17 protein-coding genes are annotated in these 25,923 nt (G+C 71.8%); 9 read left to right on the top strand and 8 right to left on the bottom strand.

Annotated elements, in window-relative coordinates:
* Positions 1-13 precede the first annotated feature (13 nt).
* Both ACZ4M3_RS24075 and ACZ4M3_RS24070 read right to left on the bottom strand, forming a co-directional pair.
* Complete coding sequence (locus tag ACZ4M3_RS24075; protein ID WP_136212608.1) at positions 14-676, bottom strand: potassium channel family protein; 663 nt, start codon at positions 674-676, stop codon at positions 14-16.
* A complete protein-coding gene (locus tag ACZ4M3_RS24070; protein ID WP_136212609.1) occupies positions 673-1,341 on the bottom strand; it encodes a potassium channel family protein in 669 nt (222 codons plus the stop codon). The genes ACZ4M3_RS24075 and ACZ4M3_RS24070 overlap by 4 nt, the downstream gene beginning before the upstream one ends.
* Before the next feature lie 210 nt (positions 1,342-1,551).
* Between ACZ4M3_RS24070 and ACZ4M3_RS24065 the strand changes: the two genes are divergently transcribed.
* The 3 genes from ACZ4M3_RS24065 (at position 1,552) to ACZ4M3_RS24055 (ending at position 7,832) form a co-directional block, all read left to right on the top strand.
* The gene (locus tag ACZ4M3_RS24065; RefSeq protein ID WP_467735824.1) at positions 1,552-3,600 is read left to right on the top strand and encodes an APC family permease; all 2,049 of its coding nucleotides are present in this window, start codon (positions 1,552-1,554) and stop codon (positions 3,598-3,600) included.
* 105 nt (positions 3,601-3,705) lie between these two features.
* On the top strand, positions 3,706-5,037 hold the full coding sequence (locus ACZ4M3_RS24060) for a class I SAM-dependent RNA methyltransferase (protein ID WP_467735822.1): 1,332 nt from the start codon (positions 3,706-3,708) through the stop codon (positions 5,035-5,037).
* Positions 5,038-5,720: 683 nt separating this feature from the next.
* Positions 5,721-7,832 carry a DUF2075 domain-containing protein gene (locus tag ACZ4M3_RS24055; protein ID WP_467736045.1) on the top strand — a complete coding sequence of 704 codons (2,112 nt, stop codon included), beginning with the start codon at positions 5,721-5,723 and terminating at the stop codon, positions 7,830-7,832.
* 52 nt (positions 7,833-7,884) lie between these two features.
* Here the strand turns inward: ACZ4M3_RS24055 and ACZ4M3_RS24050 are convergent, their stop codons facing one another.
* Together ACZ4M3_RS24050 and ACZ4M3_RS24045 are read right to left on the bottom strand one after the other, a co-directional pair.
* Entirely contained in the window at positions 7,885-8,013 is a 129-nt protein-coding gene (locus ACZ4M3_RS24050; RefSeq protein ID WP_467735820.1) for a DUF6408 family protein, read from the bottom strand.
* Positions 8,014-8,212: 199 nt separating this feature from the next.
* Entirely contained in the window at positions 8,213-10,075 is a 1,863-nt protein-coding gene (locus ACZ4M3_RS24045) for a DNA/RNA helicase domain-containing protein (RefSeq protein WP_467735818.1), read from the bottom strand.
* 318 nt (positions 10,076-10,393) lie between these two features.
* Between ACZ4M3_RS24045 and ACZ4M3_RS24040 the strand changes: the two genes are divergently transcribed.
* The 4 genes from ACZ4M3_RS24040 (at position 10,394) to pspAB (ending at position 14,341) form a co-directional block, all read left to right on the top strand.
* A complete protein-coding gene (locus ACZ4M3_RS24040) occupies positions 10,394-11,434 on the top strand; it encodes a beta family protein (RefSeq protein WP_467735816.1) in 1,041 nt (346 codons plus the stop codon).
* Positions 11,435-12,304: 870 nt separating this feature from the next.
* Entirely contained in the window at positions 12,305-12,814 is a 510-nt protein-coding gene (gene pspAA, locus ACZ4M3_RS24035; RefSeq protein ID WP_467735814.1) for a PspA-associated protein PspAA, read from the top strand.
* A 5-nt stretch (positions 12,815-12,819) separates the two neighbouring features.
* On the top strand, positions 12,820-13,746 hold the full coding sequence (gene htpX, locus ACZ4M3_RS24030) for a zinc metalloprotease HtpX (RefSeq protein ID WP_467735812.1): 927 nt from the start codon (positions 12,820-12,822) through the stop codon (positions 13,744-13,746).
* 16 nt (positions 13,747-13,762) lie between these two features.
* A complete protein-coding gene (gene pspAB, locus ACZ4M3_RS24025) occupies positions 13,763-14,341 on the top strand; it encodes a PspA-associated protein PspAB (RefSeq protein WP_467736043.1) in 579 nt (192 codons plus the stop codon).
* Between the two features lie 109 nt (positions 14,342-14,450).
* Here the strand turns inward: pspAB and ACZ4M3_RS24020 are convergent, their stop codons facing one another.
* The 3 genes from ACZ4M3_RS24020 to ACZ4M3_RS24010 all read right to left on the bottom strand — a co-directional run bounded on the left by ACZ4M3_RS24020 (position 14,451) and on the right by ACZ4M3_RS24010 (position 17,952).
* Positions 14,451-14,906: a hypothetical protein gene (locus ACZ4M3_RS24020; RefSeq protein WP_467735810.1), complete on the bottom strand. Its 456-nt coding sequence runs from the start codon at positions 14,904-14,906 to the stop codon at positions 14,451-14,453.
* Between the two features lie 394 nt (positions 14,907-15,300).
* Positions 15,301-17,553 (bottom strand): heavy metal translocating P-type ATPase, encoded by a 2,253-nt coding sequence (locus ACZ4M3_RS24015; protein ID WP_467735808.1) that lies wholly within the window; start codon positions 17,551-17,553, stop codon positions 15,301-15,303.
* 111 nt (positions 17,554-17,664) lie between these two features.
* Positions 17,665-17,952, bottom strand: a complete 288-nt coding sequence (locus ACZ4M3_RS24010) for a cation transporter (RefSeq protein ID WP_467735806.1) — start codon at positions 17,950-17,952, stop codon at positions 17,665-17,667.
* Between the two features lie 191 nt (positions 17,953-18,143).
* On the opposite strand from ACZ4M3_RS24010, the gene ACZ4M3_RS24005 reads away from it, so the two are divergent.
* Positions 18,144-19,106: a hypothetical protein gene (locus ACZ4M3_RS24005; protein ID WP_467735804.1), complete on the top strand. Its 963-nt coding sequence runs from the start codon at positions 18,144-18,146 to the stop codon at positions 19,104-19,106.
* A gap of 313 nt (positions 19,107-19,419) precedes the next feature.
* Positions 19,420-25,323 (top strand): condensation domain-containing protein, encoded by a 5,904-nt coding sequence (locus ACZ4M3_RS24000; RefSeq protein WP_467735802.1) that lies wholly within the window; start codon positions 19,420-19,422, stop codon positions 25,321-25,323.
* Positions 25,324-25,347: 24 nt separating this feature from the next.
* Here ACZ4M3_RS24000 and ACZ4M3_RS23995 read toward each other — a convergent pair whose 3' ends face one another.
* Positions 25,348-25,797 carry an Lrp/AsnC family transcriptional regulator gene (locus ACZ4M3_RS23995; protein ID WP_453357042.1) on the bottom strand — a complete coding sequence of 150 codons (450 nt, stop codon included), beginning with the start codon at positions 25,795-25,797 and terminating at the stop codon, positions 25,348-25,350.
* Positions 25,798-25,923 lie beyond the last annotated feature (126 nt).

Here is a 25,923-nt window from a genome sequence, read left to right as displayed (position 1 = left end):
CGTGCGCAGCGCGTCAGTGACGGGCCTGGAGGAGCTCCTCCAGCTGCTCCTCGCGGGCCTGGGCGGCCACGAAGAGGAGCTCGTCGCCCGGCTCCAGGGTCTCCTCGCCGTGCGGGGTGAGCACCCGGTTGCCCCGGATGATGGTGACCAGCGAGGTGTCCTCCGGCCAGCTGATCTCGCTGATCTGCGTGCCCGCGACCGAGGAGTCCGGCGGCAGGGTCAGCTCGACCAGGTTGGCGTCGCCGTGGCTGAAGCGCAGCAGCCGCACCAGGTCACCGACGCTGACGGCCTCCTCGACCAGGGCCGACATCAGACGGGGCGTGGAAACGGCGACGTCGACGCCCCAGGACTCGTTGAAGAGCCACTCGTTCTTCGGGTTGTTCACCCGCGCCACGACCCGGGGAACCCCGTACTCGGTCTTGGCGAGCAGCGAGACGACCAGGTTGACCTTGTCGTCACCCGTGGCGGCGATGACCACGTTGCAGCGCTGGAGCGCGGCCTCGTCCAGCGAGGTGATCTCACAGGCGTCGGCCAGCAGCCACTCCGCCTGCGGCACCCGCTCCACCGAGATGGCGGTCGGCGCCTTGTCGACGAGCAGCACCTCGTGGCCGTTCTCCAGCAGCTCGCCCGCGATGGAGCGGCCGACGGCGCCGGCTCCGGCGATCGCGACCCTCATGCGTGTGCCTCCTCGGGCCCCTGGGCGAAGACCGCCTCGACCTTCTCGATCTCGTCCGTGCGCATCATCACGTGGACGAGGTCGCCCTCCTGGAGGACCGTCTGCGACGTCGGCAGCATGGCCTCGCCCAACCGGGTGAGGAACGCCACGCGGACGCCGGTCTCCTCCTGGAGCGTGCTGACCTTGTGCCCGATCCAGGAAGCCGAGGTGTGCACCTCGGCGAGCTGCACCCCGCCGCTCGGGTCGCGCCACAGCGGCTCCGCGCCCGAAGGCAGCAGCCGGCGCAGCATCTGGTCGGCGGTCCACCGCACGGTCGCCACCGTGGGGATGCCCAGACGCTGGTAGACCTCGGCACGCTTGGGGTCGTAGATCCGGGCGGCGACGTTCTCGACGCCGAACATCTCGCGGGCCACCCGGGCCGCGATGATGTTGGAATTGTCACCGCTGCTGACGGCGGCGAAGGCGCCCGCCTCCTCGATGCCCGCCTCCCGCAGCGTGTCCTGATCGAAGCCGACCCCGGTCACGCGGCGGCCGCCGAACGATGCCCCCAGTCGACGGAATGCGGTGGGGTCCTGGTCGACGACTGCGACCGTATGACCCTGCTGTTCCAGGGTCTGCGCGAGGGCGGAGCCCACCCTTCCGCAGCCCATGATGACGATGTGCACGGCCGTCCTTCCGGCTGACAGCGGCTCGCTGGTTCCCAGCCTCATTGCATGCTCTGGCTAAACAGGGTCTCAGACCTTGGCCCAAGCTACACACGGGCGGTCACCAGTGTGACCATTTGGGGTCCGGGCCGGGGCTCATTGGAGCGTGATTGCCCGCGAATAGGGGCGGGGGGTTCGTCAGCCGGTTTTCGAACGCTTACGATCCTTGGCGTGTCCAAACTGACCGACGTGCCCAAACGGATCCTGATCGGCCGGGCGCTCCGCAGCGACCGCCTCGGAGAAACGCTCCTCCCCAAGCGGATCGCCCTACCCGTCTTCGCCTCCGACCCGCTGTCCTCGGTGGCGTACGCCCCTGGTGAGGTCCTGCTGGTCCTGTCGATCGCGGGCGTGTCGGCGTACCACTTCAGCCCCTGGATCGCGCTGGCGGTCGTGGTGCTGATGTTCACCGTGGTCGCGTCCTACCGGCAGAACGTCCACGCCTACCCGAGCGGCGGCGGTGACTACGAGGTCGCGAACACGAACCTCGGGCCCAAGGCCGGTCTCACCGTGGCGAGCGCGCTGCTGGTCGACTACGTCCTGACCGTCGCCGTGTCGATCGCCTCCGGAGTCGAGAATCTCGGCTCCGCCATCCCCTTCGTCGTCGAGCACAAAGTGCTCTGCGCGATCGGGATGATCTTGCTCCTCACGCTGATGAATCTGCGCGGCATGAAGGAATCGGGGCGACTGTTCGCGATTCCCACCTATGTCTTCGTCGCGGGCGTATTCATCATGATCGCGTGGGGTGCCTGGCGGGGCATCGTCCTCGACGAGACCATGAAGGCGCCCACCGCGGATTTCGAGATCAAGGCGGAGCACCAGGGCCTGGCCGGTTTCGCGCTGGTCTTCCTGCTCCTGCGCGCCTTCTCCTCGGGCTGTGCCGCACTGACCGGCGTCGAGGCGATCAGCAACGGCGTGCCGGCGTTCCGCAAGCCCAAGAGCAAGAACGCCGCGACCACCCTCGCCCTGATGGGCGCGCTGGCCGTGACGATGTTCTGCGGAATCATCGCCCTGGCGATGGCGACCGACGTGAGGATGGCCGAGAAGCCCGCGACGGATCTGCTCCACAACGGCGTGGCGGTCGGACCGGACTACGTACAGAACCCGGTGATCTCCCAGGTCGCCGAAGCGGTCTTCGGCGACGGCAGCTTCCTGTTCATCCTGCTCGCCGCCGCCACCGCGCTCGTCCTGTTCCTGGCCGCCAACACGGCCTACAACGGCTTCCCGCTGCTGGGCTCGATCCTCGCCCAGGACCGCTACCTGCCCCGTCAGCTGCACACCCGCGGCGACCGGCTCGCCTTCTCCAACGGCATCGTGCTGCTCGCGGGCGCCGCCGTCCTGCTGATCTGGATCTACGGCGCGGACTCGACCAAGCTGATCCAGCTCTACATCGTCGGCGTCTTCGTCTCCTTCACCCTCAGCCAGACCGGCATGGTCCGGCACTGGAACCGGCACCTGAGGGCCGAGAAGGACCAGGCCGTGCGGCGCCGGATGTTCCGCTCCCGCGCGATCAACGCCTTCGGCGCCTTCTTCACCGGCCTGGTGCTGGTCGTGGTCCTCGCCACCAAGTTCACCCACGGGGCCTGGGTCGCCCTGCTCGGGATGCTGATCTTCTACGGCACGATGACCGCCATCCGCAAGCACTACGACCGCGTCGCCGACGAGATCGCCGCCGACGAGGGGCCCAGCGACGACAGCGTGCGGCCCTCGCGGGTCCACTCGATCGTGCTGGTCTCCAAGGTGCACAAACCCACCCTGCGCGCCCTGGCCTTCGCCAAGCTGACCCGCTCGGACACCCTGGAAGCGCTCAGCATCAGCGTCGACCCGGCCGAGACCAAGGCGCTCAAGGCGGAGTGGGAGCAGCGCGGCATCAACGTACCGCTCAAGATCCTGGACTCCCCGTACCGCGAGATCACCCGGCCGGTGGTGGAGTACGTCAAGGGCCTGCGCAGCGAGAACCCGCGCGACGCGGTCAGCGTCTACATCCCCGAGTACGTCGTCGGCCGCTGGTACGAGCACCTGCTGCACAACCAGAGCGCGCTGCGGCTCAAGGGCCGGCTGCTGTTCACGCCCGGTGTGATGGTCACCTCGGTGCCCTACCAGCTGGAGTCCTCGGAGCTCGCGAAGCGGCGGGCGAAGAAGCGGCAGGAGTGGAACGCCCCCGGCGCCGTGCGCCGTGGACCGGTGGACACCCCGCGGCCGAAGGACCGTGCGGGCAAGTAGCCGCCGGACCGCTGGACGGTTGGTGAAGGGCCGGACGGGATCCACGTAAACTGGTGGGTCGGTCGTCCGGCCGTTCCCATTTTTATGTTTTGGAGTCTCCCCACCATGACCGAGCAGATCGAGAAGCAGTCACTGGTCGGGGAGGAGTACGAGGTCGAGGTCGGCCCCGTCGCGCACGGCGGCCACTGCATCGCCCGCACGGCCGAGGGCCGCGTCCTGTTCGTCCGCCACACCCTGCCCGGCGAGAAGGTCGTCGCCCGGGTCACGGAGGGCGACGCCGACTCCCGCTTCCTGCGCGCGGACGCGATCACCGTCCTGGAGGCCTCCAAGGACCGGGTCGAGGCGCCGTGCAAGTACGCCGGTCCCGGCAAGTGCGGCGGCTGCGACTGGCAGCACGCCAAGCCGGGCGCCCAGCGCCGGCTCAAGGGCGAGGTCGTCGCCGAGCAGCTCAAGCGGCTCGCGGGGCTCACCCCGGAGGAAGCCGGCTGGGACGGCACGGTCATGCCGGCCGAGGGCGACAAGCTGCCGGCCGGGCAGGTGCCGCAGTGGCGCACCCGGGTCCAGTACGCGATCGACGAGAACGGCAACGCCGGCCTGCGCAAGCACCGCTCGCACGACATCGAGTCGGTCGACCACTGCATGATCGCGGCGCCGGGCGTCAGCGAGCTGGGCATCGAGCAGCAGGACTGGCCCCAGATGGAGACGGTCGAGGCGATCGCCGCCTCCGGCTCCGGCGACCGCCAGGTGGTCCTCACCCCGCGTCCGGGCGGCCGGCTGCCGCTCGTGGAGCTCGACAAGCCGGTCTCGGTGCTGCGCGTGGAGGAGAAGGACGGCGGGGTCCACCGCGTCCACGGCCGCCCCTTCGTGCGCGAGCGCGCGGACGGCCGTACGTACCGCGTCGGCATGGGCGGCTTCTGGCAGGTCCACCCGCAGGCCGCGGACACGCTGATCAAGGCCGTCATGCAGGGGCTGATGCCGCGCAAGGGCGAGATGGCGCTCGACCTCTACTGCGGCGTCGGCATCTTCGCGGGCGCGCTGGCGGAGCGGCTCGGCGAGACGGGCGCGGTGCTGGGCATCGAGTCCGGCAAGCGCGCGGTGGAGGACGCCCGGCACAACCTGGCGGACTTCCCCCGGGTCCGCATCGAGCAGGGCAAGGTGGACCAGGCCCTCCCGAAGACCGGCATCACCGAGTGCGACCTGGTCGTCCTCGACCCCCCGCGCGCGGGCGCCGGCAAGCAGACGGTCCGCCACATCGCCTCCCTCTCGGCCCGCCGCATCGCCTACGTGGCCTGCGACCCGGCGGCCCTGGCCCGCGACCTGGCGTACTTCGCGGACAACGGCTACAAGGTCCGCACGCTCCGCGTCTTCGACCTCTTCCCGATGACCCATCATGTCGAGTGCGTGGCGATCCTTGAACCGACCGCCAAGGGCCTCTGACCTGCGGTTTGTGCGAGTCGCTGTCCGCTTCACCTGTTTCCGCCCATCCAACAGGTGAAGCGCGAGACTGGTCGGCTATACACGCCTGACCTGCGGATTCCTTAGGGGGCGCCAGCGGTGGCGCAAGCCGTGGCTGCACGCCCCTCAGAATCTTGACGCTCGTGTGACGCTCGTCCTGAAAGCCCATCACATCGGGTGGGCGGGGTTCGACTCACCCTTTGACTCGGCTCATGGGGGCTCGTGCTTGCCGGGCGTCCGGCGCCAATCAGCGGGGGTGGCCTCATGGTGGTCGGTGTGATTCGACCCAGATGCAGTCCGTGTGGATCGCGAGCTGCTTTGCGCCTATGGCGAGGGGCTCGGGTGGCTTGACCCTTCCCGGGTAGTCACACTGCGTGACATCGGCATCGCGCTGTAGGCCTTCCTCGCCCCGGCACTTGAGGGCGAGCCCCGATCCGGGCGCGATGCGTTTCGCGCTCGACGGGCCACTTTGACGACAGACCCCAGGCCGGGTGTGATCAGGCCACCCCGGCCATGGTTCCAGCCGAGGGCCGGGGCGGTGCTACTCGGCGGCCGATGCTTTCTCTAAGATCACCGAACCGATTGCGGCCCGACGGGCTTCCCCGCGAGGACATGCCCCCACCCGCACGAGCTACTCGTGCCCTGGGGGAAACCACCTCGTGTCCATGCTCCTGCTGAAGCTTTCAGCACAGGATCTGCTCACCCTGCATGCACGCCGCCACATGGTGCCGCACCTTGCTGCGCGCTGGCGGTACTTCCGAGGCTCGGACGCCTCGCTCACGGAGCGTTCCGCCTGGGCGGAGAGTCTGATCAGTCTTGCGAACGATCTGGTCGCCGCCGACCGCGGGAACGTGGAAATGGTCGTCGAGTGTGCGGCCACCATGGATGAGTCCGACCGCCCGGAACCGCGGCTCATCGATGTCGTGCTGGTCGGCCGCCATCCCCACGAGCACCGGCCCTCCGTACAGCTCGTCGAATTGAAGCGCTGGTCGACCGTGACCAGGATCGAACAGGCAACCGCGGATTGGGTGCACGTGTCGGGCCTAGGCGCGAAGAAGCATCCTGCGCTGCAGTTACGTGAGTACTACGAAGCGTTCACGAGCGACAGGGGACCCTTCAAGAACACCGAATTCGAGTGCGGGGGTTTTGCCTACCTGCACAACGCCACGGAGGACTCAGTTCGTCCGCTGATCGGCGTGGACGCGCCCACGGGCGCGTACGCACGCGTGTACACGGCTGATCGGCGGGCCCAGTTCCTCGAAGACCTCAGGGCGAGCTTCGACGCGCAGGGCGGTGCGGCCGAGGCCGTGACGATGTTGGAGACCATGGGCCTGCGCAATACACCGCTCCTCGACGCGATGAACTGGTCCCGAGGTGACGACACCGTCTTTGTCCTCCGCGGGCGCCAGAAGGTGGTCGCGGACCAGATTCTCGAAGCGGCGTCCAAGGTTCTGCCCGACCCGGAGCATCCCGCGCTGGTCCCCGACGAGAGGCGCGTGATCTTCCTGGTCACAGGTGGCGCCGGTACCGGTAAGAGTGCCATTGGCCTGCAGGTCAAGGCACAGCTCGAGGCGCAGGGGCGCACCGTGAAGTACGCCAGCGGGAGCAGGGCTTTCAATGCGGCAATTCAGGAGCATGTCGGCTACGGGGACAAGGAGTTCAGGGAGACCTTCACCTACTTCAGCAACTTCGTCGACACCTCGGTGCCCCCGGTGGACGTGCTGATCTGCGACGAGGCGCATCGACTGCGGGATCGCTCGACGAACCGGTTCTGGACGCCGGAGCAGCGGGAAATATGGGGGAAGGGACCGCAGGTGGACGAGCTCCTCCACGCGTCACGCCTGACGGTGTTCTTCCTGGACGAAGGCCAGTCCGTGCGTCCGAAGGAAGTCGGAACCGTCGAGCTGATCAAGGATGCGGCCGTGCGCCACGGTGCTGACCTGCTCGAATTCAGACTGCGCGAGCAGTTCCGCTGTGGTGGCAGTGGCTCGTACATCAGCTGGGTACGCGAAGTCCTGGGCATGACGGACAAGAAGCCGGAGCCCTGGAGGCCGGACGGACTGATGCACATTGAGGTGGCGGAGACCCCGGAGGAGCTCGAACGGATCATCCTGACGGAAGCCGGGGCCGGCGCGTCCGCGCGCATGGTCGCGGGGTACTGCTGGCCCTGGACGGAGCCCGCGGGCGAGGAGAAGCGTCTGGAAGCCGATGTCCGCATCGGGGACTGGCACCGGCCGTGGAACGCAAAGAGCGAGAGCTATTGCGCGGACGGCGCGCCGCCTTCGGACATCTGGTCCGTCCACCCCAAGGGCCTCGGCCAGATCGGCTGCGTCTATACGGCGCAGGGTCTGGAATGGGACTGGTGCGGGGTGATCATGGGTGACGACATGGTGCGCCGTGGCGATCAGTGGGTGTTCCGGCGCGGAAAGGAGCGGAAGGAAGGCCCGGATTCGGACATCAAGCGTGTTGATCTGCCCGGTTCGCTCGATCCGAAGGTCAGCTCGTCCAGTGTGGACGACGACGACTTCGCGCGGCTGGTCCGACAGGCGTACCACGTGCTGTTGACCCGCGCGAGCCGTGCGACGGTGCTGTACTCCACGGACGAAGAAACCCGCAGATATCTGAAGAAGCTGGCGGGTCAGGTGGAGATCCACGGACTTCGACCCACCTGGCTGAACCTTCCGAAGGAGGCTCGCACACCGCACCTGCCGCGTGCCAATGGGAGACGCAACCGTAAGCGGGGGAAGTCGTCGGGCCCCGACCTCCGGCTGTTCTGACAGCGGACCAGAAGGTGGAGTGGCGGGCTCTCCGGGCCCGCCACGTACCTGCTCAGAAGAGCAGGTGTGCCACCGCGGTCAGTGCCGTCACCAGAAAACTGGAAACGACTCCAGTAGCGATGTCGATCAGGATTTCGCGAATCCGTTCACGACGCGCAGGCTTGTACTCGACGGGGGTCATGCGGCCACTCCAGGGTTGTGAGGTCGGAATGGCAGGGGGCGCCCTACCGGGCAGCCACGCTCTCGTCGTGTGTCACCACCCGACGGGCACAACCATTTGTCACTCACAGCCTGTTCAGCCTCTTGCATGAACCGCAGCCTCGTACCCTCCGGGAAGGTGCGCAGCGGGATCATGCTATCTGGCGACCCGGCGTCATGGCTCAAGGAATCAGAGAGCGAAGCTTCTGACGGGTTTCGGCGTCCGTCGAGTAGACCACCGTTCCGACCATGCCGCGGGTCAGCAGCACCTTGTACGTGTTGCGGATGAGACGGTCGATGTCCTCGTCCGGCGTCGCCTTGGTGAACGAGGGGTCCTTGGAAGCCGTACGGTCGACCACCCACCGGTCGGCCCGCCAGACCAGGTCCGGGCCCATGATCACGCCCGACCAGTCGTACTCGAACCCCTGCGCCGTGTACACGCACCCGACTTGCCCAGCGCCGGCCGGATCGGTGGCCCAGAGCGGAGCCGGCGGCGCGCCCAGCAAGGACCGGTCCCCGTACAGGTTCCACGGCTTCGACCAGTCGCCGATGACCACGTCCGAGGGCAGTGCCGTCATCGCCGGAGTGATCTTCGTGGTCCACTTCCAGCAGTAGCCGGCGGAAAGCCGGGCGCCGTACCCCTGAGCACGCTTGTCGCCAAGGAAGTCCTCCAGCTTCTGGGGGGTGTCGACCGTCAGCAGCTGCACCTTGCCGTCCGGCTCCCATGCGATCGGCCCGTCGCCCTCCAGGCCGAGGAGAGCGGTCACCCAGCGCAGGTACGCGTCGCTGCCGCCACACCGGAATTGGCTGTCCAACTCCACTAGTGTGAAGTCCACTTCCTGCTCGTGCGCAGCTCGCCTGATCTGCTCGACCGAACCCATCTCGCCCGGACGCACGACCTGGTGCTGGTCGAGGAGGAACACGGGAACGCGGGCCGCGTCGATCAGCTCGGCAACCTGTGGGCGCCCGGTGCGCAGTGCGGCTTTGGTGTAGCGGTTGGCGGAGGTCTTGCGGAGCCGGTGCGCCTCGTCGCACACGAGCACGTCTATGTCGTTGGGCTCGGCCTCCACGAAGCTGTTGAAGTAGCGGAACAAGCGCTGGACCTCAGGTTTGCGCGCGCCCGTGACCTTGCGCATCGTCTTGGTGAACGACTGCGACCCGGTGGCGTGGACGGCGGGCACACCGCGCCGGTACAGGTCGCCCAGCACGGACAGGGCGATCACGCTCTTGCCGGATCCCGGCCCGCCAGTCACGACGACCACCCGCTTGCGCTTGGCTCGCCGGGCCTTGCGAACCGCAGCCATCACCGTCTCGTAAGCCAGCCGTTGCTCGTCGAGCAGGACGAACTGTTCCCGGTCGCGGACCTCGTCAGCGGCCACGGCCATCAGTTGCTTGGACGGCCGCACCCTGGCCTGCAGGAGGTCGTCTGCAGCGGCGGCCCCCGGCTTCGGGGCCAACCTCGACCGCAGGTAGTCCAGGAACGCGCCGCGCTGGTCGCCGGTGAACATCCGGCCCCGGTGGTCCTCCTCGACCTCGCGCAGTCCTGCGACTCCGAACTCGGTCGCGTTGTGCAGGAAGGCCACTCCGGTGACCGAATCGGGGTTCCGCTCAAGAGCTCCGTTGAACGAGACCAGGTAGTCGCAGTAGCCGCGCACCTGCTCGATGGGGTTCAGGACGGGGCCGCGGAAGGAGGGCGCGCTGCAACGCAGCGGATCACCCTCCACAGGGTGGGCCTCACCCCACTGCTTGAGTTCCACGACGACGTACGACGGCTCTCCGGACGCCGGGTGGACACCGGCCAGTACCACGTCCGCGCGCTTGCTCGTCAGTGGCAGCCCGTACTCCAGCAGCATCTCGACCTCACCGAGACCCGCTTCGATCAGGGCGTGGGTCAGTGCCGGAATGCTGCGCTCCCAGGAGCGAACCTCTGAGGCGTGCGGTTTGTGGCCGTGCCTGTGGAGGAAGTTCTCGCTCAGGAGCTCCGCCAGCCGCCCCTCGAGGCGGGTGCGGTTGGCCAAGGACGCCGCGGACTCACGGAACAGCAAGAAATCGCCCCCAGGCAGCACGGAGTAGCTCGTGCGGGTGGGGGCATGTCCTTCGGTTCCGCAGAGGCGGAACGGAAGCCCGGCGGGCCGCTGAGATTGTCTTCGTCATCTTATGACAGTGCATGGATCACGCAGTCAGGCAGCGAATCACGATCCGGGCTGTCCGTTCAGGCACGCCGTTATGGTCGGCATGCAGGAGCAGACTCCTCTGCGGTGGCTCGGGCGATGGCCGAAACTGCGTCCTTTTCCAGGGTGCCCACGACTGCTCACCCTGGTTTCAGAGGGTAGGGGGCGAGGCCACGCCGAAGGGGAGTCGCCATGACCGGACCGCTGTACGTTCCTGTCCTGCCGACCAGGCCGCATGCCGTCGGCGCGTACTCTCGGCTCCGGCCCGATGTCCAGAATGCGTTGACGCCTGTCTGGAACCTGCCCCCGCGCCCCGGACTTCCATCAGCAGAGCTAGCCGCGAAGGTCCGCCAGGATCTGGCCGCGGTGTCCAAGGTCCAGAAGTACCGTCCCGCCTGGCTGGACTCCCCCTTCGCGGGTGAGGAGGAGTTACCGGTACTGGCCGAGCTGATGCCGGAAGCCAGCGTGTTCGGACTGCTGCGCCCGGTGACTGGGCCGGGAAGGCCAGCGGCACAGCAGGCTGCAGCATTGGAGACGGCCCGGCTGGCCGGTGACGGGCTGGGGATACGCGTGAGGGTTCCGGGGGAATGGGACAGCCATGTCCGCGACGATGTGCGTGACCTGCTCAAGCGGTCCGACCCGGTAGTCCGAGTGGACCTCCTCCTGGACCTTGGCGCTGTACGCGCCGACAGGCCCGACGCAGGCAAGCAGGCATTGCGCGCCTTGGACTCTCTCGTCCCGCTGGCGCCCTGGCGGACTGCCGCCGTCCTCAGCGGCGGCTTCCCTCACGTCACAGCCGACATGCTGGATCACGGGTTGCGTGAAGTCCCGCGAACAGATCGGAACCTGTGGCATGAGATAGGCGCCAGCGGCCGTTCTTACCAAGGGCTGCTCAGTTACGGCGACTACGGAGTGCAGCCTGCCGAAGCCATCAGCCGGCCCCCTCGCTCGGGGGGTGGTGGACCGTCCTGGGGCTTTCTGCGCTACACGCTCGACGGGTCCTTCGTGCTAGGCAAGATGCTGGCGTCAGGCAACGTCCGGACCGCGCACAATCGTGCTACCGCTCATGAATTCCTCGCACACCCGAGCTTCAGGGGCGTGGCTGCCAGCAGTGGCGAGAGTTGGCTGCGTGACTGCGCGCAAGCTCTCGGCCGAGGTGAAACAGGCAACTTCGGTACCTGGCTGTGGGTCGGCAACGTACAGCACATGACCTATGCAGTGCGGCAACTGTGATCTGCAGCCCGTGGTGGTCGAGCAGCGCTGTCGTGTTCAGGTCTCGATACGGGGCCAGGGAGTGGCGGCGGGGTAGTAAACGGCTCGGTCAGAGCGGCACCGTCGTGGCCGACCTCGAAGGGTCGGATGGGATGCGCGACGCTCGTTTGACGCTCCCGGTCCCTGGCGGCCCGCCCCAGGAGTCGAGAAACCTGGTCTGACCTGTATGTTCTCCTGAAACCGTGCTGCGTGACGCGTTCCCGATGACCCACCACGTGGAGTGCGTCGCGATCCTGGAGCCGGCGGCGAAGGGCGCTTGACCTGCGGTCGGTGGTGTTCGTCGTCTGATCGACCTGTGTTCGCTCGTTTCAAGATGTGATCGGGCGGCGAACTGATCGCGGATGCTGCGGCCGCGCCGCTGCGGTGGCAATGGGCAAAGTGGGGACGCCGCCCTCCCCGGCAGGGTGTACCGCCCTGTCGAGAAGGGCGGGTGGCGGCGGGGCCGGTTCGCCATGACATTCGGCACGGTCCTGTTCCGGGCGCTGATCATCGCGCTGCCCGTGCTCCGGACAGCTGGGCCGCTCCGACGGGCTACCCCGCGGGGACGCCCGCGCCCCCGTCGCGCCGGCGGCCGAGGAGGTCCTCGCGCGGCGGACGGCCCGCGACGAGAGCGACGAAGAGGAGTACGGCCGCCGTCCGCACATCCTGCACTCGGGCTCCGCACCCCGCACGCGGCGGTCTCCTGCCGCCCCGGGACGGGCGGCCGGATTTGCAGGAGGCCCGTTGCGGTTGCGGCCCGTGCCGCCATCGGCTGCCAATCGCTGCCTGAAACGGGACAATGGGGACATTGCGCGGGTCTCCCTGACGCAGGGCCCGAGGAAGGCGGTCGTCATGACCAGCATCGCAGCCTGTGTCTCCTCACCGGTCCGGGCCCAGGCGGAGCAGGCGTCGGCGGCCGGCTGGGAGGATCTGGCCCGCGAGGCGCTGACCGGTCGTGCGGCGGTGCCCGGTGGAGGGGAAGCCGGCCCGGATGAAGGCCGAGCTGCCCGCCCCGACCACCGGTCCGGCGACGGTGGAGGCACCGACCCCGCCGCGAGGACCCGCGGAACCGGAGGCGGCACCATGATCCTGCGGATGCTCGGCGGGGGCCGGTACGAAATCGCCGACGCGCACCCGGACCGGCTCAACGAGCCGGACTCCGTCATCGAGTCGACTGCCGACGCGGTGCCGCGGCGGCGTTCACCGCCGCCGCGTCCGCCTCACCCGGACGTCGTACGCGCGCCGGGCACACCGTTGCCGGACCAGACGAGCACGCCCTCCGGCCTGGTCCGGCCCGGCGCCGACGGCAGTCCGCGCGATGTGCGCGACCTGCTGTCCGACGGGGACCTGATCCCGGGGTGATGGCGGTGCGCAGCCGTTTCGAGCCCGACCGGCAACTGACCGCCCGTATGGCGGTCACCATGTTCCTGCTCGGACTGGTGTACGTGGCGTTCGTCGCCGCGCTGATCGTGCTGCTCAAGTCCACCGTGCTGGTCATCGTCATCGCCGCCGCCCTGCTGGGAGCGCAGTACTGGTACTCGGACCGGATCGCCCTGTACGCCATGCGCGGCCGGATCGTCACGCCCGGGGAGCAGCCCCGGCTTCACGGCGTCGTCGACCGGCTGTGCGCCACCGCGGACATGCCCAAACCACAGGTCGCCCTCTCCGACATGGACCTTCCCAACGCCTTCGCCACCGGCCGCAACGCCGACCACGCCGTGATCTGCGTGACCACCGGACTGATGCGCAGGCTGGAAACCGAGGAGCTCGAAGGCGTCCTCGCGCACGAACTCTCCCACGTCGCACACCGGGACGTCGCGGTGATCACCATCGCCTCGTTCCTGGGAGTGCTCGCCGGGCTGGTCGTCCGGTTCGCGTTCTACTCCCAGCTGTTCGGCGGGCGTAACCAGCGCGACCAGAACGCCGCCGTCGTCTTCCTGGCCGTGATGGCCGTATCCGCGGCGGTCTATGCGGTCAGCTTCCTGCTGATCCGGGCCCTGTCCCGCTACCGCGAATTGGCCGCCGACCGGGCCGCCGCCATGCTCACCGCGAAGCCCGCCGCCCTCGCCTCGGCCCTGACCAAGGTCACCGGCGACATCGCGCGCATCCCGACCCAGGACCTGCGCACCGCGCAGGCGTTCAACGCGTTCTTCTTCAGCCCCGCCCGCGGACCCGGGACAGTCGTGGCCAACCTGTTCTCCACCCATCCCTCTCTGGAACGCCGGTTGGAGGCGCTCGCCGAGATCTCCGCCGAGCTGGGCGGGCCGGGCGGCCCGGGCGGTGAGATCCGATGAGGGGGAGCTGAGCCCGGTGGGCTTCTGGGACGCGCTGCTCGGGCGGTCCAAGCCGGTCAGACCCGACCTGGACCAGCTCTTCGGCCTGCCCTCGGCGGCCATCACCCTCCAGGCGGCCGCCGGCTTCACGGCGACCGGAGCGGGATCCGTCTGCTTCGCCTCCATTGAGGGCGGGGCCTTCACGCAGGTCCAGGAGGACGTCCGGGCCCTGCTCGACGCGGACTCCGAACGGGCCGGCACCCGGGTGGAGTTCAGCCGCGACGCCTACGGCTATTCGTGGCTGCTCTCCCGCCGCGCCCCCGACGACCTTCCCGCGCTGGTGGGCGACCTGCACGCGGTCAACACCGCCCTGGAGGAGAGCGGCTTCGGGTCGCAGCTCCTGTGCTCGCTGGTCTCCTTCCGCGACGCCGAGCTGCGGCCCCTCGCCCTGGTCTACCTCTACAAGCGCGGCACCTTCTACCCCTTCGCACCGCTGCCGGGCCAGACCCGCGACAACCCCCTGGAACTCCAGGTCAAGGCCGTGATCAAGGACGACCTGCGCATCGAACCGGACCTGAGCCGCTGGTTCCCCCTCTGGGGTGCACCGGGTCTGTGAGCCATCGCGCCGGTGATGTTTGTGCTGAGCCCGATCCGCCGGATGCGGGACCTGGTCGCGGAAGCCCGTAGACCGGTCGGGTCGGCGGACCGGGGAGGGGCCTGGGGGGTCAGGGGCGGAGGATCGAGGAGAGCCAGGGGGTGAGGGTGAGGGCGGGGACGCGTTCGCGGTGGGTCACGTCGCCAGGGAGGGGGATGACGAGCCGGTAGCCCGGGGGGAAGGAGCGGGCCCTGACGTGGGCCAAGCCGTTGTATACCGAGCGGAGGAACGCAGGCACTTGGTCGCGGGGCAGGTCGTGGAACTCCACGCCGTCGACGGTGATCAGGGCGTCGTCCTCCGGGAAGAGGCGGACGGACACGTCGGGGCAGCCCGGGAGGTCGATGAACGCCTCGTGGGGGAGGGAGCCGTCGGGGTCGGTCGCCTTGAAGAGCTCGGCCGCCGACCGGCGCGAGGTCCGGTCCGCGCCGATGTCGTGGCTGACGGTCATCGTCAGGCCGTAGGCGTCGGCGATCTCTCGCACGGCGATGACGGCCGACTCCGTGGTGGGGAGCGGGGGATGGTCCATGGTCACCATGATCCCTCTTTCGGGCCCGGTTCCGGGTGGGATGGGGAGGGCAGCGGGGAGGGCGACGGTACGGACCGCCGCGGACGCCGCCCGGGCCGGAAGGCGTCGGCGGGCTGTGCGGACGAAGGGTCCGGCTCTGCGCGGCCGGGGCCCCGGCCGAGTGGCGGGGGCCAGGACTGCGGCAGTGACGGCCGGGGAGCGGTACCGGACCGGGGCGGGCGCCCGACGTCGACCGACGGGGTCGGCATCAGGCTCAGGGACCGGCCATGGCTGTGTCGCCCGTACAGCGCGACGGCGGAGTTCGGGTCCGTCCGTCGCCCGGCAGGCCGGGACGAGAGCACGCCGTCGCCGGAAGGGTGGCCCCGGATGCCGGGCGACCGGCCACGGGAACTCCTCAGTTGGCGGCGGCCCGGAAGCCGCGCAGACGCAGGCTGTTGCCGACGACGAAGACGGAGGAGAAGGCCATGGCCGCTCCGGCGATCATCGGGTTGAGCAGTCCGGCCGCGGCGAGCGGCAAGGCGGCCACGTTGTAGGCGAAGGCCCAGAACAGGTTCGAGCGGATGGTGCCGAGCGTCTTGCGGGCGAGCCGGATGGCGTCGGCGGCGGCCCGCAGGTCCCCGCGTACCAGGGTCAGGTCCCCCGCCTCGATCGCGGCGTCCGTGCCGGTGCCCATGGCCAGGCCGAGGTCCGCCTGGGCCAGCGCGGCCGCGTCGTTGACGCCGTCGCCGACCATGGCGACGCTGCGTCCTTCGGACTGGAGCCGCTTGACGACGTCGACCTTGTCCTGCGGCATGACCTCCGCGATGACCTCGGCGATGCCGACCTCCGCCGCGACGGCTTCGGCCACCGCCTTGTTGTCGCCGGTGAGCAGGATCGGGGTGAGACCGAGGGCGCGCAGCCGCCGGATCGCCTCGGCGCTGGTGTCCTTGACCGCGTCGGCGACCTCCAGGACCGCTCGGGCCTCACCGTCCCAGGCGACGGCGATCGCCGTGCGGCCCGCGGCCTCGGCGGCGGCCTTGGCGCGCTCCAGCGCGGCCGGCAGGGTCATCGCCCACTCGGTCAGCAGCTTCTCGCGGCCGACCAGGACGGCATGGCCGTCCACGACGCCCCGGACGCCGAGGCCGGGGATGTTGGCGAAGTCCTCGGGAGCGGGCAGGGCGCCGACCCGGGCGGCCGCGCCGGCGGCGACGGCCTGGGCGATCGGGTGCTCGGAGGCGTGCTCCAGCGCGCCCGCCAGCCGCAGTACGTCGTCCTCGGCGGTGCCCTCTGCGGTGTGCACCGCGAGGAGGGTCATCTTGCCGGTGGTGACGGTGCCGGTCTTGTCCAGGACGATCGTGTCGACCTTGCGCGTGGTCTCCAGGACCTCGGGGCCCTTGATCAGGATGCCGAGCTGCGCGCCGCGGCCGGTGCCGACCATCAGCGCGGTCGGGGTGGCCAGGCCCAGGGCGCACGGGCAGGCGATGATCAGTACGGCGACGGCGGCGGTGAACGCGGCGGTGAGGCCGGAGCCGGAGCCGAGCCAGAAGCCGAGGGTGGCCAGCGCGAGCCCGATGACGACCGGGACGAACACGGCGGAGATCTTGTCGGCGAGGCGCTGGGCCGCGGCCTTGCCGTTCTGGGCGTCCTCGACCAGCTTGGCCATCCGGGCCAGCTGGGTGTCGGCGCCGACCCGGGTGGCCTCGACGACCAGGCGCCCGCCCGCGTTGAGGGTGGCGCCGGTGACGGAGTCCCCGATCCCGACCTCGACCGGCACGGACTCCCCGGTGAGCATGGAGGCGTCCACGGCGGAGGAACCCTCCACCACGGTGCCGTCGGTGGCGATCTTCTCGCCGGGGCGGACCAGGAAGCGGTCGCCGGCCCGGAGTCCGGCGGTGGGGACGGTGACCTCGCGGCCGCCGCGCAGCACCGTCACCTCCTTGGCCCCCAGTTCGAGCAGCGCCTTGAGCGCGGCGCCGGCCTTGCGCTTGGAGCGGGCCTCGAAGTACCGGCCGGCCAGGATGAAGGCGGTGACCCCGGCCGCCGCCTCCAGGTAGATGTTCCCGGCGCCGTCGGTGCGGGCGATGGTGAACTCGAAGGCGTGCGTCATACCGGGCGTGCCGGCGGTCCCGAAGAACAGCGCCCACAGCGACCAGAGGAACGCGGCCGTCGTGCCCACCGAGATCAGGGTGTCCATCGTGGCGGCGCCGTGCCGGGCGTTGGTCCACGCGGCGCGGTGGAAGGGCCAGGCGGCGTACGTGACCACGGGCGCGGCCAGGGTCAGCGAGAGCCACTGCCAGTACTCGAACTGGAGGGCCGGGACCATGGCCAACGCGATGACCGGCACCGCGAGCGAGACGGCGGCGACGAGCCGCTGGCGCAGGGGGCGCAGCTCGTCGGGCTCCTCCGCGGCCGCCTCCGGGCCGCCGGGCACGGGCTCCCGTACGGGCTCCCGGGCGGTGTAGCCGGTGGCTTCGACGGTGGCGATCAGGTCGGCCACGGAGATGTCGGCGTCGAAGGTGACCTTCGCCTTCTCGGTGGCGTAGTTGACGGTGGCCTCGACCCCGTCCATGCGGTTGAGCTTCTTCTCGATGCGGGCCGCGCACGAGGCGCAGGTCATGCCGCCGATGGCGAGCTCGACCTGGGCGGCGCCGGCTGTGGTGGTGGTCATGAGAACTGCTCCTCGTTCGAGCGGGGTGGGGCCGGGGCCCGGCGGCCCGGGCGGATGGGGCGGGGCGGCGGGACGGGCCCCGGCGGCCGGGTCGGGCGGGTCGGGCGGGTGTCAGGCGGCCCGGCCGGTGAGTTCGTAGCCGGCGTCGTCGACGGCGGCGGCGATCGCCGCGTCGTCGGCCGCGCCGGCCGTGGTCACGGTGACCAGGCCGCCGTCCACGTCGACGTCGACGGTCAGCACGCCGTCGAGCGCGCTCACCGAGGTGGTGATGGCGCTCTTGCAGTGGCCGCAGGTCATGCCGGAGACGCGGTAGGTCGTGGCGGTGCCGTCGGCGACGGCCACGGCCGTCTCGCCGGCGCCGGTGCCGCAGCTGCCGTCGGGAGTGCAGCAGGAAGACATGGATCTCTCCTTCGTCGGGTCTGGTTCAGCGAGACGGGATACCCTCTGGGGGTATTCCGCTCTCCTTCCAGGTATACCCCCCATGGGTATCGAGTGCAAGCGGTCGCCCGGGTTGACTTGATACCCCCCAGGGGTATGGTGAAGTGCATCGAACCGCCGAACGCGGCAGCACGTCGTACGGGAGAGCAGTCATGAACACCGGAGTGAGGATCACCGCTTATGCCGCCGCGCTCGCCGCGGCCTTCGGGGCCGCGTACGGGGTCGGCAAGGGCGTCGGCCCGGTCGGCGCAACCGCGTCCCCGGAGCACGCGAGCCATGCGACGCAGGCGAAGGCGCCGGCCGCCGGCGGCGCCCACGCGGACCATGAGGAGGCGGCCCAGGGGCCGGCCGCGGGCGGCCTGCAGATCTCGGACGGCGGCTACACCCTCGCCCTCGACACCCCGCAGCTCGCGCCCGGGGCGGGGGAGTTGAGGTTCTCCGTCAAGGACCGCGAAGGCCGCAAGGTGACCGCGTACCGGAGCGAGCACGGCAAGGAGCTGCACTTCATCGTGGCCTCGCGCGACCTGACGGTCTACCGGCACCTGCACCCCGTGCGCGCGCAGGACGGCACCTGGTCGACCCCGGTGGACCTGCCGGCCCCCGGCGCCTACAAGGTCTTCGCCGACTTCACCCCGGCCGCCGCCGACGCGAAGGGCGTCACCCTCGGCGCGGACCTGGCCGTTCCGGGCCCGTACGCCCCCGACCCGCTGCCCCCGGTCACCCCCACCAGCGAGGTGGACGGCTACCAGGTGGCGCTGGCCGGCACCCTGGACCCGGGCAAGCCGGGCGAGCTGCGGCTCACCGTCAGCAAGGGCGGCAAGCCGGTCACCGACCTGGAGCCCTACCTCGGTGCCTACGGGCACCTCGTCGCCCTGCGGGACGGCGACCTGGCTTACCTCCACGTCCACCCCAACGCCGGTGGGCCCGGGCCGGACGTCTCGTTCACGGCGACGGCCCCCAGCGCGGGCACCTACCGGCTCTTCCTGGACTTCCAGCACGAGGGCACGGTCCGCACCGCCGCCTTCACGGTCCGGGCGGGCGACCGCCAAGCGGCCGCGCAGCCCCCCGCCGCGGCGGACCCGGCCGCACCCGAGCCGGGCGGACACGCGCACTAGACGGCGCGTGCCCCCGGGCCGTCCCGTACGCACCCCGCCCCGGCCCACCGTCCCGCCACGGCGGCAGCCGCCTTCCAGCGGTCCTCGTCCGGGGTTCGAGCGCCGCTCGGCCGGTCGATCCGGCGCCCTTCCCTAACCTGCCCGTCAGAAGGTTCCGAGCACCTCCCGGCGGGTCCCGCAGGGGGGCATCGCGACGAGACGCGGACACGGCCGGTCGGCCGTGGGGATGGGGCGAGATGTCTGACATCGGCACCACGGGCGATCCGGTCACCCGGCAAGCGCGCACCACCGGTCCCCGCCCCCGGGACCAGAGATGATCCCCCTGTCGTTCGCCCAGCGCCGCCTGTGGGCCCTCCACCGGCTGCAAGGCCCCTCGGCCACCTACAACGTGCCGTTCGTCCTGCGGCTGCGGGGCGAACTGGACCCGGACGCGCTCGAAGCGGCCGTACGGGACCTGGTGACCCGGCACGAGAGCCTGCGCACCGTGTTCGTCGAGGACGACCACGGGGACGCCTTCCAGCGCATCGCACCCCCCGCCGGCGTGTCCCTGACCGTGCCGGTGGCCGACGTGGCACCGGAGGAGGTGGCGACCGCCGTGGCGCGGGCCGTGTCCCACCCGTTCGACCTCACGGCGGAGATCCCCGTACGGGCGACCCTGCTCAGGTGCTCGCCCGAGGAGCACCTGCTGGTGCTGGTCGTCCACCACATCGCCTGCGACGACGAGTCGGGCCGGCCCCTCACCCGCGACCTGTTCGCCGCCTACGCGGCGCGGCGCGCGGGACACGACCCCGACCAGGACGAACTCCTCGTGCAGTACCAGGACTACACGTTCTGGCAGCACGACCTGCTGGGCGACGAGGACGACCCCGCCGGCCTCGCGGCCGCCCAGGTGTCCTACTGGCGCGAGGAACTGACGGGCGTACCGCAGCCGTTGGCGCTGCCCACCGACCGTCCCCGGCCCCCGGCCGCCAGCTACCGCGGCGACCTGCACGAGTTCACCGTCGAACCGCGGCTGCTGACCGCCGTCGAGGAGCTGGCCGCCGACCACGGCACGAGCGCGGCGGTGGCGATGCAGTCCGCCCTGGCCGTCCTGCTGCACCAGCTGGGCGCCGGCGACGACCTCACGATCGGCTGCCCCGTCACCGACCGCAGCGAGGAGGCCCTGGCCGACCTCGTCGGCTTCTTCGTCAACACCTGGGTGCTGCGGCTGGACCTGTCCCGCAACCCCTCCTTCGCGGAGCTCCTCGGGACGGCCGCGACCAAGGCGCTGAACGCGTACGACCTGCACGACGTGCCGTTCGAGCGGCTGGTGGAACTGATCGCCCCCGAGCGGTCCACGGCCTACCACCCGCTGTTCCAGGTGCGCTGCGCCTGGCAGCCCGCCCCGCCCGCGATCGAGGTCCCCGGACTCCGGGTCGCCTTCGAACCCGCCTGCACCGGAACCGCCACCTGCGACCTGTCCTTCGTCATCGTCCCGGACCCGGCCGGCGGGGCGCGGGTCCGGCTCACCTACGCCACGGACCTGTTCGACCGTGCCACGGTGGAGCGGCTCGCGGCCCGGTTCCTGCGCGTGCTGCGCCGGATCGTCGCGGACCCGGCGATCCCGGTCGGCGCCGTGGACGTCCTCGACGACGCGGAGCGCGCACGGCTGACGTGGCCGGCCGGCGACCCGGCCGCCGAGGCGCCCGAGGGGTCCGGGGAGACGGTCGTCGCGATCTTCGAACGGCAGGCCGGGGCGACCCCGGACGCCCCGGCCGTCCTCGACGCGGACGGCTCGCTCAGCTACGGGCAGCTCGACGCCCGGGCCGACCGGGTGGCCCGGGAGCTGGTCCGGCGCGGGGTCGGCCCGGAGGGCCTGGTCGTACTCGCCCTGCCCCGGACGGCCGAACTCGTCGTCGGCCTGCTCGCCGTCCTCAAGGCCGGCGCGGGCTGCTTGCCCTTCGACCCGGCCCGGCCCGGCCCGGCGCCGTTCGACGCCGTACTCGCCGGCCCGCGCCCGCGGCTGGTCCTCACCGACTCCGCCACCGCGGCGGGCCTGCCGCCCGGTGGCGTTCCGCGCCTGTGCCTGGAGGACATCGGCGCCGGAGCGCCGGGAGACCCGGCCGTCCGGGCCACCACCCCCCGGCCGGACCGCACCGCCTGGGTGCTCCACGGCGGCGCGGCACCCGGGGGCGTCGTCGTCACCCACCGCAACCTGGCCGACGGCGTCCGCCGGCTGACCCGGCGCCTCGGCGTGCTCACCGGGCGGCGGATGCTCGCCGCCTCCCCGTCCGGCTCCGACGCGTCGGTGTACGAGCTCCTCACCCCGCTCTGCGCCGGCGGCAGCGTCGAAGTGGCCCGCGGCCCCGAGGCGTTGCAGGAGGGGCGCGGCCGGCCCGCGCAGGTGCTCGGTACCGCCCCCTCGGCGTTCGCCGCCCTCGTCGACCGGATCCCGGCGCGGACCGGCGTACAGGCGGTCGTCTTCAGCGGAGAGCCGCTGCCCGCGGGGCTGGCGGACCGGGCGCGGGCCGCCCTTCCCGGCGTCCGGGTGATCGAGGCCTACGGCCGGGCCGACGCCTTCTGCGCCCCCGAAGGCGCCCCCGACGACGGCGGCACGGACGGCGCCGGGCTGCGGACGTACGTACTCGGGCCGGGCCTGGCTCCCGTACCGCCGGGGACGGTCGGTGAACTGTACGTCGGCGGCGCCGTCGGCCGCGGCTCGCCCGGGCGGCCCGGAGCGACGGCGGACCGGTACGTCGCCGACCCCTTCGGGCCGCCCGGCGGGCGGATGTACCGTACGGGCGACCTGGCGCGCCGGAACGCCGACGGACGGCTGGAGCACCTCGGCCCCGCCGCCGGCCGGGGCACGGCGGGCGGGCCGGGCCGCGATCCGGCCCGGGTGGAGGCCGCGCTGACGGCCCACCCGGGCGTCTCGCAGGCCGTGGTCGTCGCCCGGGAGGGCCGCGGCGGAAGCCCCCGCCTGGTGGCCTACGTCGTACCCGGCGGCAACGGCCCTGACGCCGGCGAGGACGTCCGCGAGTACCGGGCCGAGCTGCGGCGCTTCGTTTCCGCGCGGCTGCCCGACTACCTCGTGCCCGCCGCCTTCACCGTGCTGGACCGGATGCCGCTGACGCCCGACGGCACGCTCGACCGGGCGGCGCTGCCCGCACCCGACCTCGCCGGCGGCGGGTACCGCGCCCCGCGCACCGCCGCCGAGGAGGCGCTGGCCGCGGCGGTGGGGGAGGTGCTCGGCCTGGACCGGGTCGGTGTCGACGACGACTTCTTCGCCGCCGGCGGCGACAGCATCCGCTCCGTCCAGGCCGCCGCCCGGGCCCGCGCCCGGGGCGCGGACGTGACCCCGCGCGAGATCTTCGAGCACCGCACGGTGGCCGACCTGGCGGTGCTCGCCGCCGGACGCGCCCGCCGGCCCCCGGAACCGGCCGAACCGGAGGGTGACGGCGTCGGCTGGATGCCGCTGCTCCCGGCGGCCCGCCAACTGCCGGTCCGCGGCGCCGGGAACCGGCCCGCGTTGGCGCAGCTGCTCGAACTCCCACTGGAAACGGACCTGTTCAGCTTGATGGCGACGCTCGGCGCGGTCCTGGACCGGCACGACGTGCTGCGCTCCCGGCTGGTGCGCGACCCGCAGCCCGGGCTGCGGGTCGAGCCCGCCGGGCTGGTGAACCCCGCCTCGCTGGTGCGCCGGATCCCGTGCGGCGGCCCGTGGGACGACGCGCTGATCGCCGCCGAACTGGACGCGGCCACCGGCCGACTGGACCCGGCCGCCGGGGTGATGGTCCAGTTCGTCTGGTTCGACCGCAGCGCCGTGGGACGGGGCGGCACCGGACGGCTGCTGGTCGTCCTGCACCCCCTCGTCGCCGACCCGGCGTCGTGGCGGATCCTGCTGCCCGACCTGGCCGACGCCTGGGCCCGGGCCCGGTGCGGGGTCGCCGTGCTGCCCCGGGCGGGAACCTCCGTACGCCGCTGGGCGCACGCGCTGGAACACGAGGCGGCCAGTGCGGACCGGGAGGCCGAGCTGGCGCACTGGCGCGGGGTCCTCGCGGCGCCGGACACCGTCCTCGGCAGCCGCCGCCCCGACCCGGCCGTGGACGTGGCGGCCACCGTGCGGACCGTACGGGTCCGCGTCCCGGCAGCCGTGGGCGAAGCCGTGCTGACCGCGGTCCCCGCCGCCTTCCGCTGCGGGGTCGAGGACGTGCTGCTCACCGCCCTGGCCCTGGCACTGGCCCGCTGGCGCCGCGGCAGGGGCGAGGGCCGTACCTCCTCGCTGATCCGCCTCGAAGGCCACGGCCGCCCGCCCGCCGTGTTGCCGGACGCCGACCTCACCCGGACCGTGGGCCCGTTCGCCGCCGCCTTCCCCGTACGCCTGGACGTCGGCGGGACGGACCTGGACGAGGCGCTCGCCGGCGGCCCCGCCGCCGGGCGCGCGCTCAAAACCGTCAAGGAGCAGCTGCGCGCCGTGCCGGACGAGGGCATCGGCTACGGGCTGCTGCGCCACCTCAACCCGCGGACGGCCGCCGAACTGGCTGGGTACCCGGACCCGCAGATCGGGTTCGGATACCACCGGGCCTTCGGCGCCGACGACATGCCGGTGGGCCTGCGGGGCTCGGGCTGGGCGCCGGCGCCCGGGCCGGCCCCGGCCCCGGCCCCGGACGGGCAGGCGCCCGTACCGGCGGCCCTGGAGGTCGCCGTCCGGACCACGGAAGGCGGGACGGGCCCCGAACTCACCGCGTCCTTCGGCTTCCCGGCGGGGGTGCTGCCCGAGGCGCGGGTGGCGGAGCTGGCCGGCCTGTGGGTCACCGCCCTCACCGGTCTCGCCCGGCACGCGCGGCAGCCGGGCGCCGGTGGGCTGACGCCTTCGGACGTACCGCTGGTGCGAGTGGCCGGGGCGGAGATCGAGGAGTGGGAGGCCCGCTACGGGCGGCTGGCCGAGGTGTGGCCGGTGTCCCCGGTCCAGGCGGCGGTGCTGCGCCCGGCCGGTCCCGCCGGGTCCCCGGCCGGCCCGCACCCCGTGCAGTTCGTCATCCCGGTGGAGGGCCGGGTGGACCCCGTACGGATGCGGGCGGCCGGGCAGGCCCTGCGGGTGCGCCACCCCAACCTGGGCGCGGGCTTCGCTGCGGCCGCCTCCGGTCAGCCGGTCCAGATCGTCCCCGCGGAGGTGCGGCTGCCCTGGCAGTACCTCGACCTGGCGGGGGCCGCCGAGGACGTCCGCGACGCGCAGTCGGAGCGGCTGCTCGCCGCGGAGCGCGCCGCCCGGTTCGACCCGCTCGCCCCGCCGCTGCTCCGGCTCGCCCTGATCGGGCTGGGAGAGCGCGCGGAGCTGGTGGTGACGGCGCACCCGGTGCTGTTCGACGACCGGTCCGCGGCAGTCCTGGTTAAAGACCTGCTCCAGCTGTACCGCGTGGGCGGGGCCGCGGCGCTGCCGACGGCCGCGCCCGGCTACGGGGACTGCCTCGGCGCGCTCGCGGACACCGCGGTCCCGGTGCTGTGGCGCCCACGGCCCGCCGGTCCGCCGGAGGGGACCGGAACCGGGACGGGGGCCGACCGGGTCGAGGCGGAGGTGGCGGCGGGCGAAGCGCGCGGGCTGTCCCGGCGCGCCGCGGAACTGGGGATCACGCCGGACACGCTGGTGCGGGGCGCGTGGGCGATCCTGCTCGCCCGGCTCGGCGGCAGCCGCGACGTGGTGTTCGGCGTGACCGTCCCCGGCCGTCCGGCCGGAGTGCCCGGTGCCCACGAGACGGTCGGGCTGTTCGCCCACACCGTCCCGGTACGGGTCTCCTACGGCCCGGGCGACACGGTGGGGCAGTTCCTGCGGGCACTGGAGCGGCGCCCCGGCCACGGCCTGGCGGAGATCGGGTGGCACCCGGGCCCGAAGGCGCCGTTCGACTCGCTGGTCGTCCACGAACCGGGCCCGGACCCCCTGGAGGGGCTCCCCGGGACCACCACGGCGGCGGGCATCACACTCACCGGCGTCCGCCGCTGCGCGCCTTCCCCGTACCCGCTGACGCTGCGCGTCGCCGGGGCCGGCCTCCGGATCACGCTCGACGCCCGCTCCGATGCCTACGAGCGCGGCGCGCTGGAGGCGCTCGCCGCGTCCTTCGCCCGGGTGCTGCGCCAGGTGCGGACCGATCCGGAAGGGCTGGTCGACGCGGTGGAACTGCACCCGGTGGACGGGCACGCGGCGGAGTGGCACGCCACGACGGCACGGGCCGCCGCCGGGTGAGGGGGGCGCGGGCCGGCGCTGCCGCTACACCGGCAGCCCGGTCGGCTCCTTGATCCGCTTCATGATGATCTGCGAGTTCACCTCGGTGACCCCCGACAGGGCCGTGAGCTGCTCGATCCACAGGCGTTCGTACGCCCGCAGGTCCGCCACGGCGATGCGCAGCAGACAGCCGGGGCTGCCGAAGAGCCGGTAGGCCTCGATGACGTCGGGGATGTCCTGGAGCGCCGCCTCGAAGGCCTCCACCGCGGCCCGGTCGCGGCGCACCTCGACCGATACCAGCACCTCGAAGCCCCGCCCGACCGCCTCGGGGTCGATCACCGCGCGGTAGCCCTGGATCACCCCGTCCTGCTCCAGCTGCCGCACCCGGCGCATGCAGGGGGACGGCGTCAGGCCCACGCGCTGGGCGAGCTCCTGGTTGCTGAGGCGGCCGTCCTGTTGGAGCTCGCGCAAGATTTCCCGATCAATGGCGTCCATTGCGCAATTATCCCCTACGAAATGTTGCGGCACGGCCGGAATCGGCAATCGCATTGCGCGTAGATCGCTCTATCATTGCCGGTTGTAGCAAATCTGTGCGGACATCGTACGAGAGAAGGGTGGGGC

This window comes from Streptomyces sp. NPDC026522 (genome assembly GCF_055567555.1).
Note: the sequence above shows the minus strand (reverse complement) of the source record. Positions and strands in the feature narration are given on the sequence as shown.

Bases quoted from the DNA above. Each gene is read 5' to 3' on its own strand.
- ACZ4M3_RS24015 (WP_467735808.1), bottom strand. From the start codon at position 17,553: ATGACCACCACCACAGCCGGCGCCGCCCAGGTCGAGCTCGCCATCGGC.
- ACZ4M3_RS24055 (WP_467736045.1), top strand. From the start codon at position 5,721: ATGCTCCTGCTGAAGCTTTCAGCACAGGATCTGCTCACCCTGCATGCA.
- ACZ4M3_RS24060 (WP_467735822.1), top strand. From the start codon at position 3,706: ATGACCGAGCAGATCGAGAAGCAGTCACTGGTCGGGGAGGAGTACGAG.
- ACZ4M3_RS24020 (WP_467735810.1), bottom strand. From the start codon at position 14,906: ATGGACCATCCCCCGCTCCCCACCACGGAGTCGGCCGTCATCGCCGTG.
- ACZ4M3_RS23995 (WP_453357042.1), bottom strand. From the start codon at position 25,797: ATGGACGCCATTGATCGGGAAATCTTGCGCGAGCTCCAACAGGACGGC.
- ACZ4M3_RS24050 (WP_467735820.1), bottom strand. From the start codon at position 8,013: ATGACCCCCGTCGAGTACAAGCCTGCGCGTCGTGAACGGATTCGCGAA.
- ACZ4M3_RS24075 (WP_136212608.1), bottom strand. From the start codon at position 676: ATGAGGGTCGCGATCGCCGGAGCCGGCGCCGTCGGCCGCTCCATCGCG.
- ACZ4M3_RS24000 (WP_467735802.1), top strand. From the start codon at position 19,420: ATGATCCCCCTGTCGTTCGCCCAGCGCCGCCTGTGGGCCCTCCACCGG.
- ACZ4M3_RS24010 (WP_467735806.1), bottom strand. From the start codon at position 17,952: ATGTCTTCCTGCTGCACTCCCGACGGCAGCTGCGGCACCGGCGCCGGC.
- ACZ4M3_RS24005 (WP_467735804.1), top strand. From the start codon at position 18,144: ATGAACACCGGAGTGAGGATCACCGCTTATGCCGCCGCGCTCGCCGCG.
- ACZ4M3_RS24040 (WP_467735816.1), top strand. From the start codon at position 10,394: ATGACCGGACCGCTGTACGTTCCTGTCCTGCCGACCAGGCCGCATGCC.
- pspAA (WP_467735814.1), top strand. From the start codon at position 12,305: ATGACCAGCATCGCAGCCTGTGTCTCCTCACCGGTCCGGGCCCAGGCG.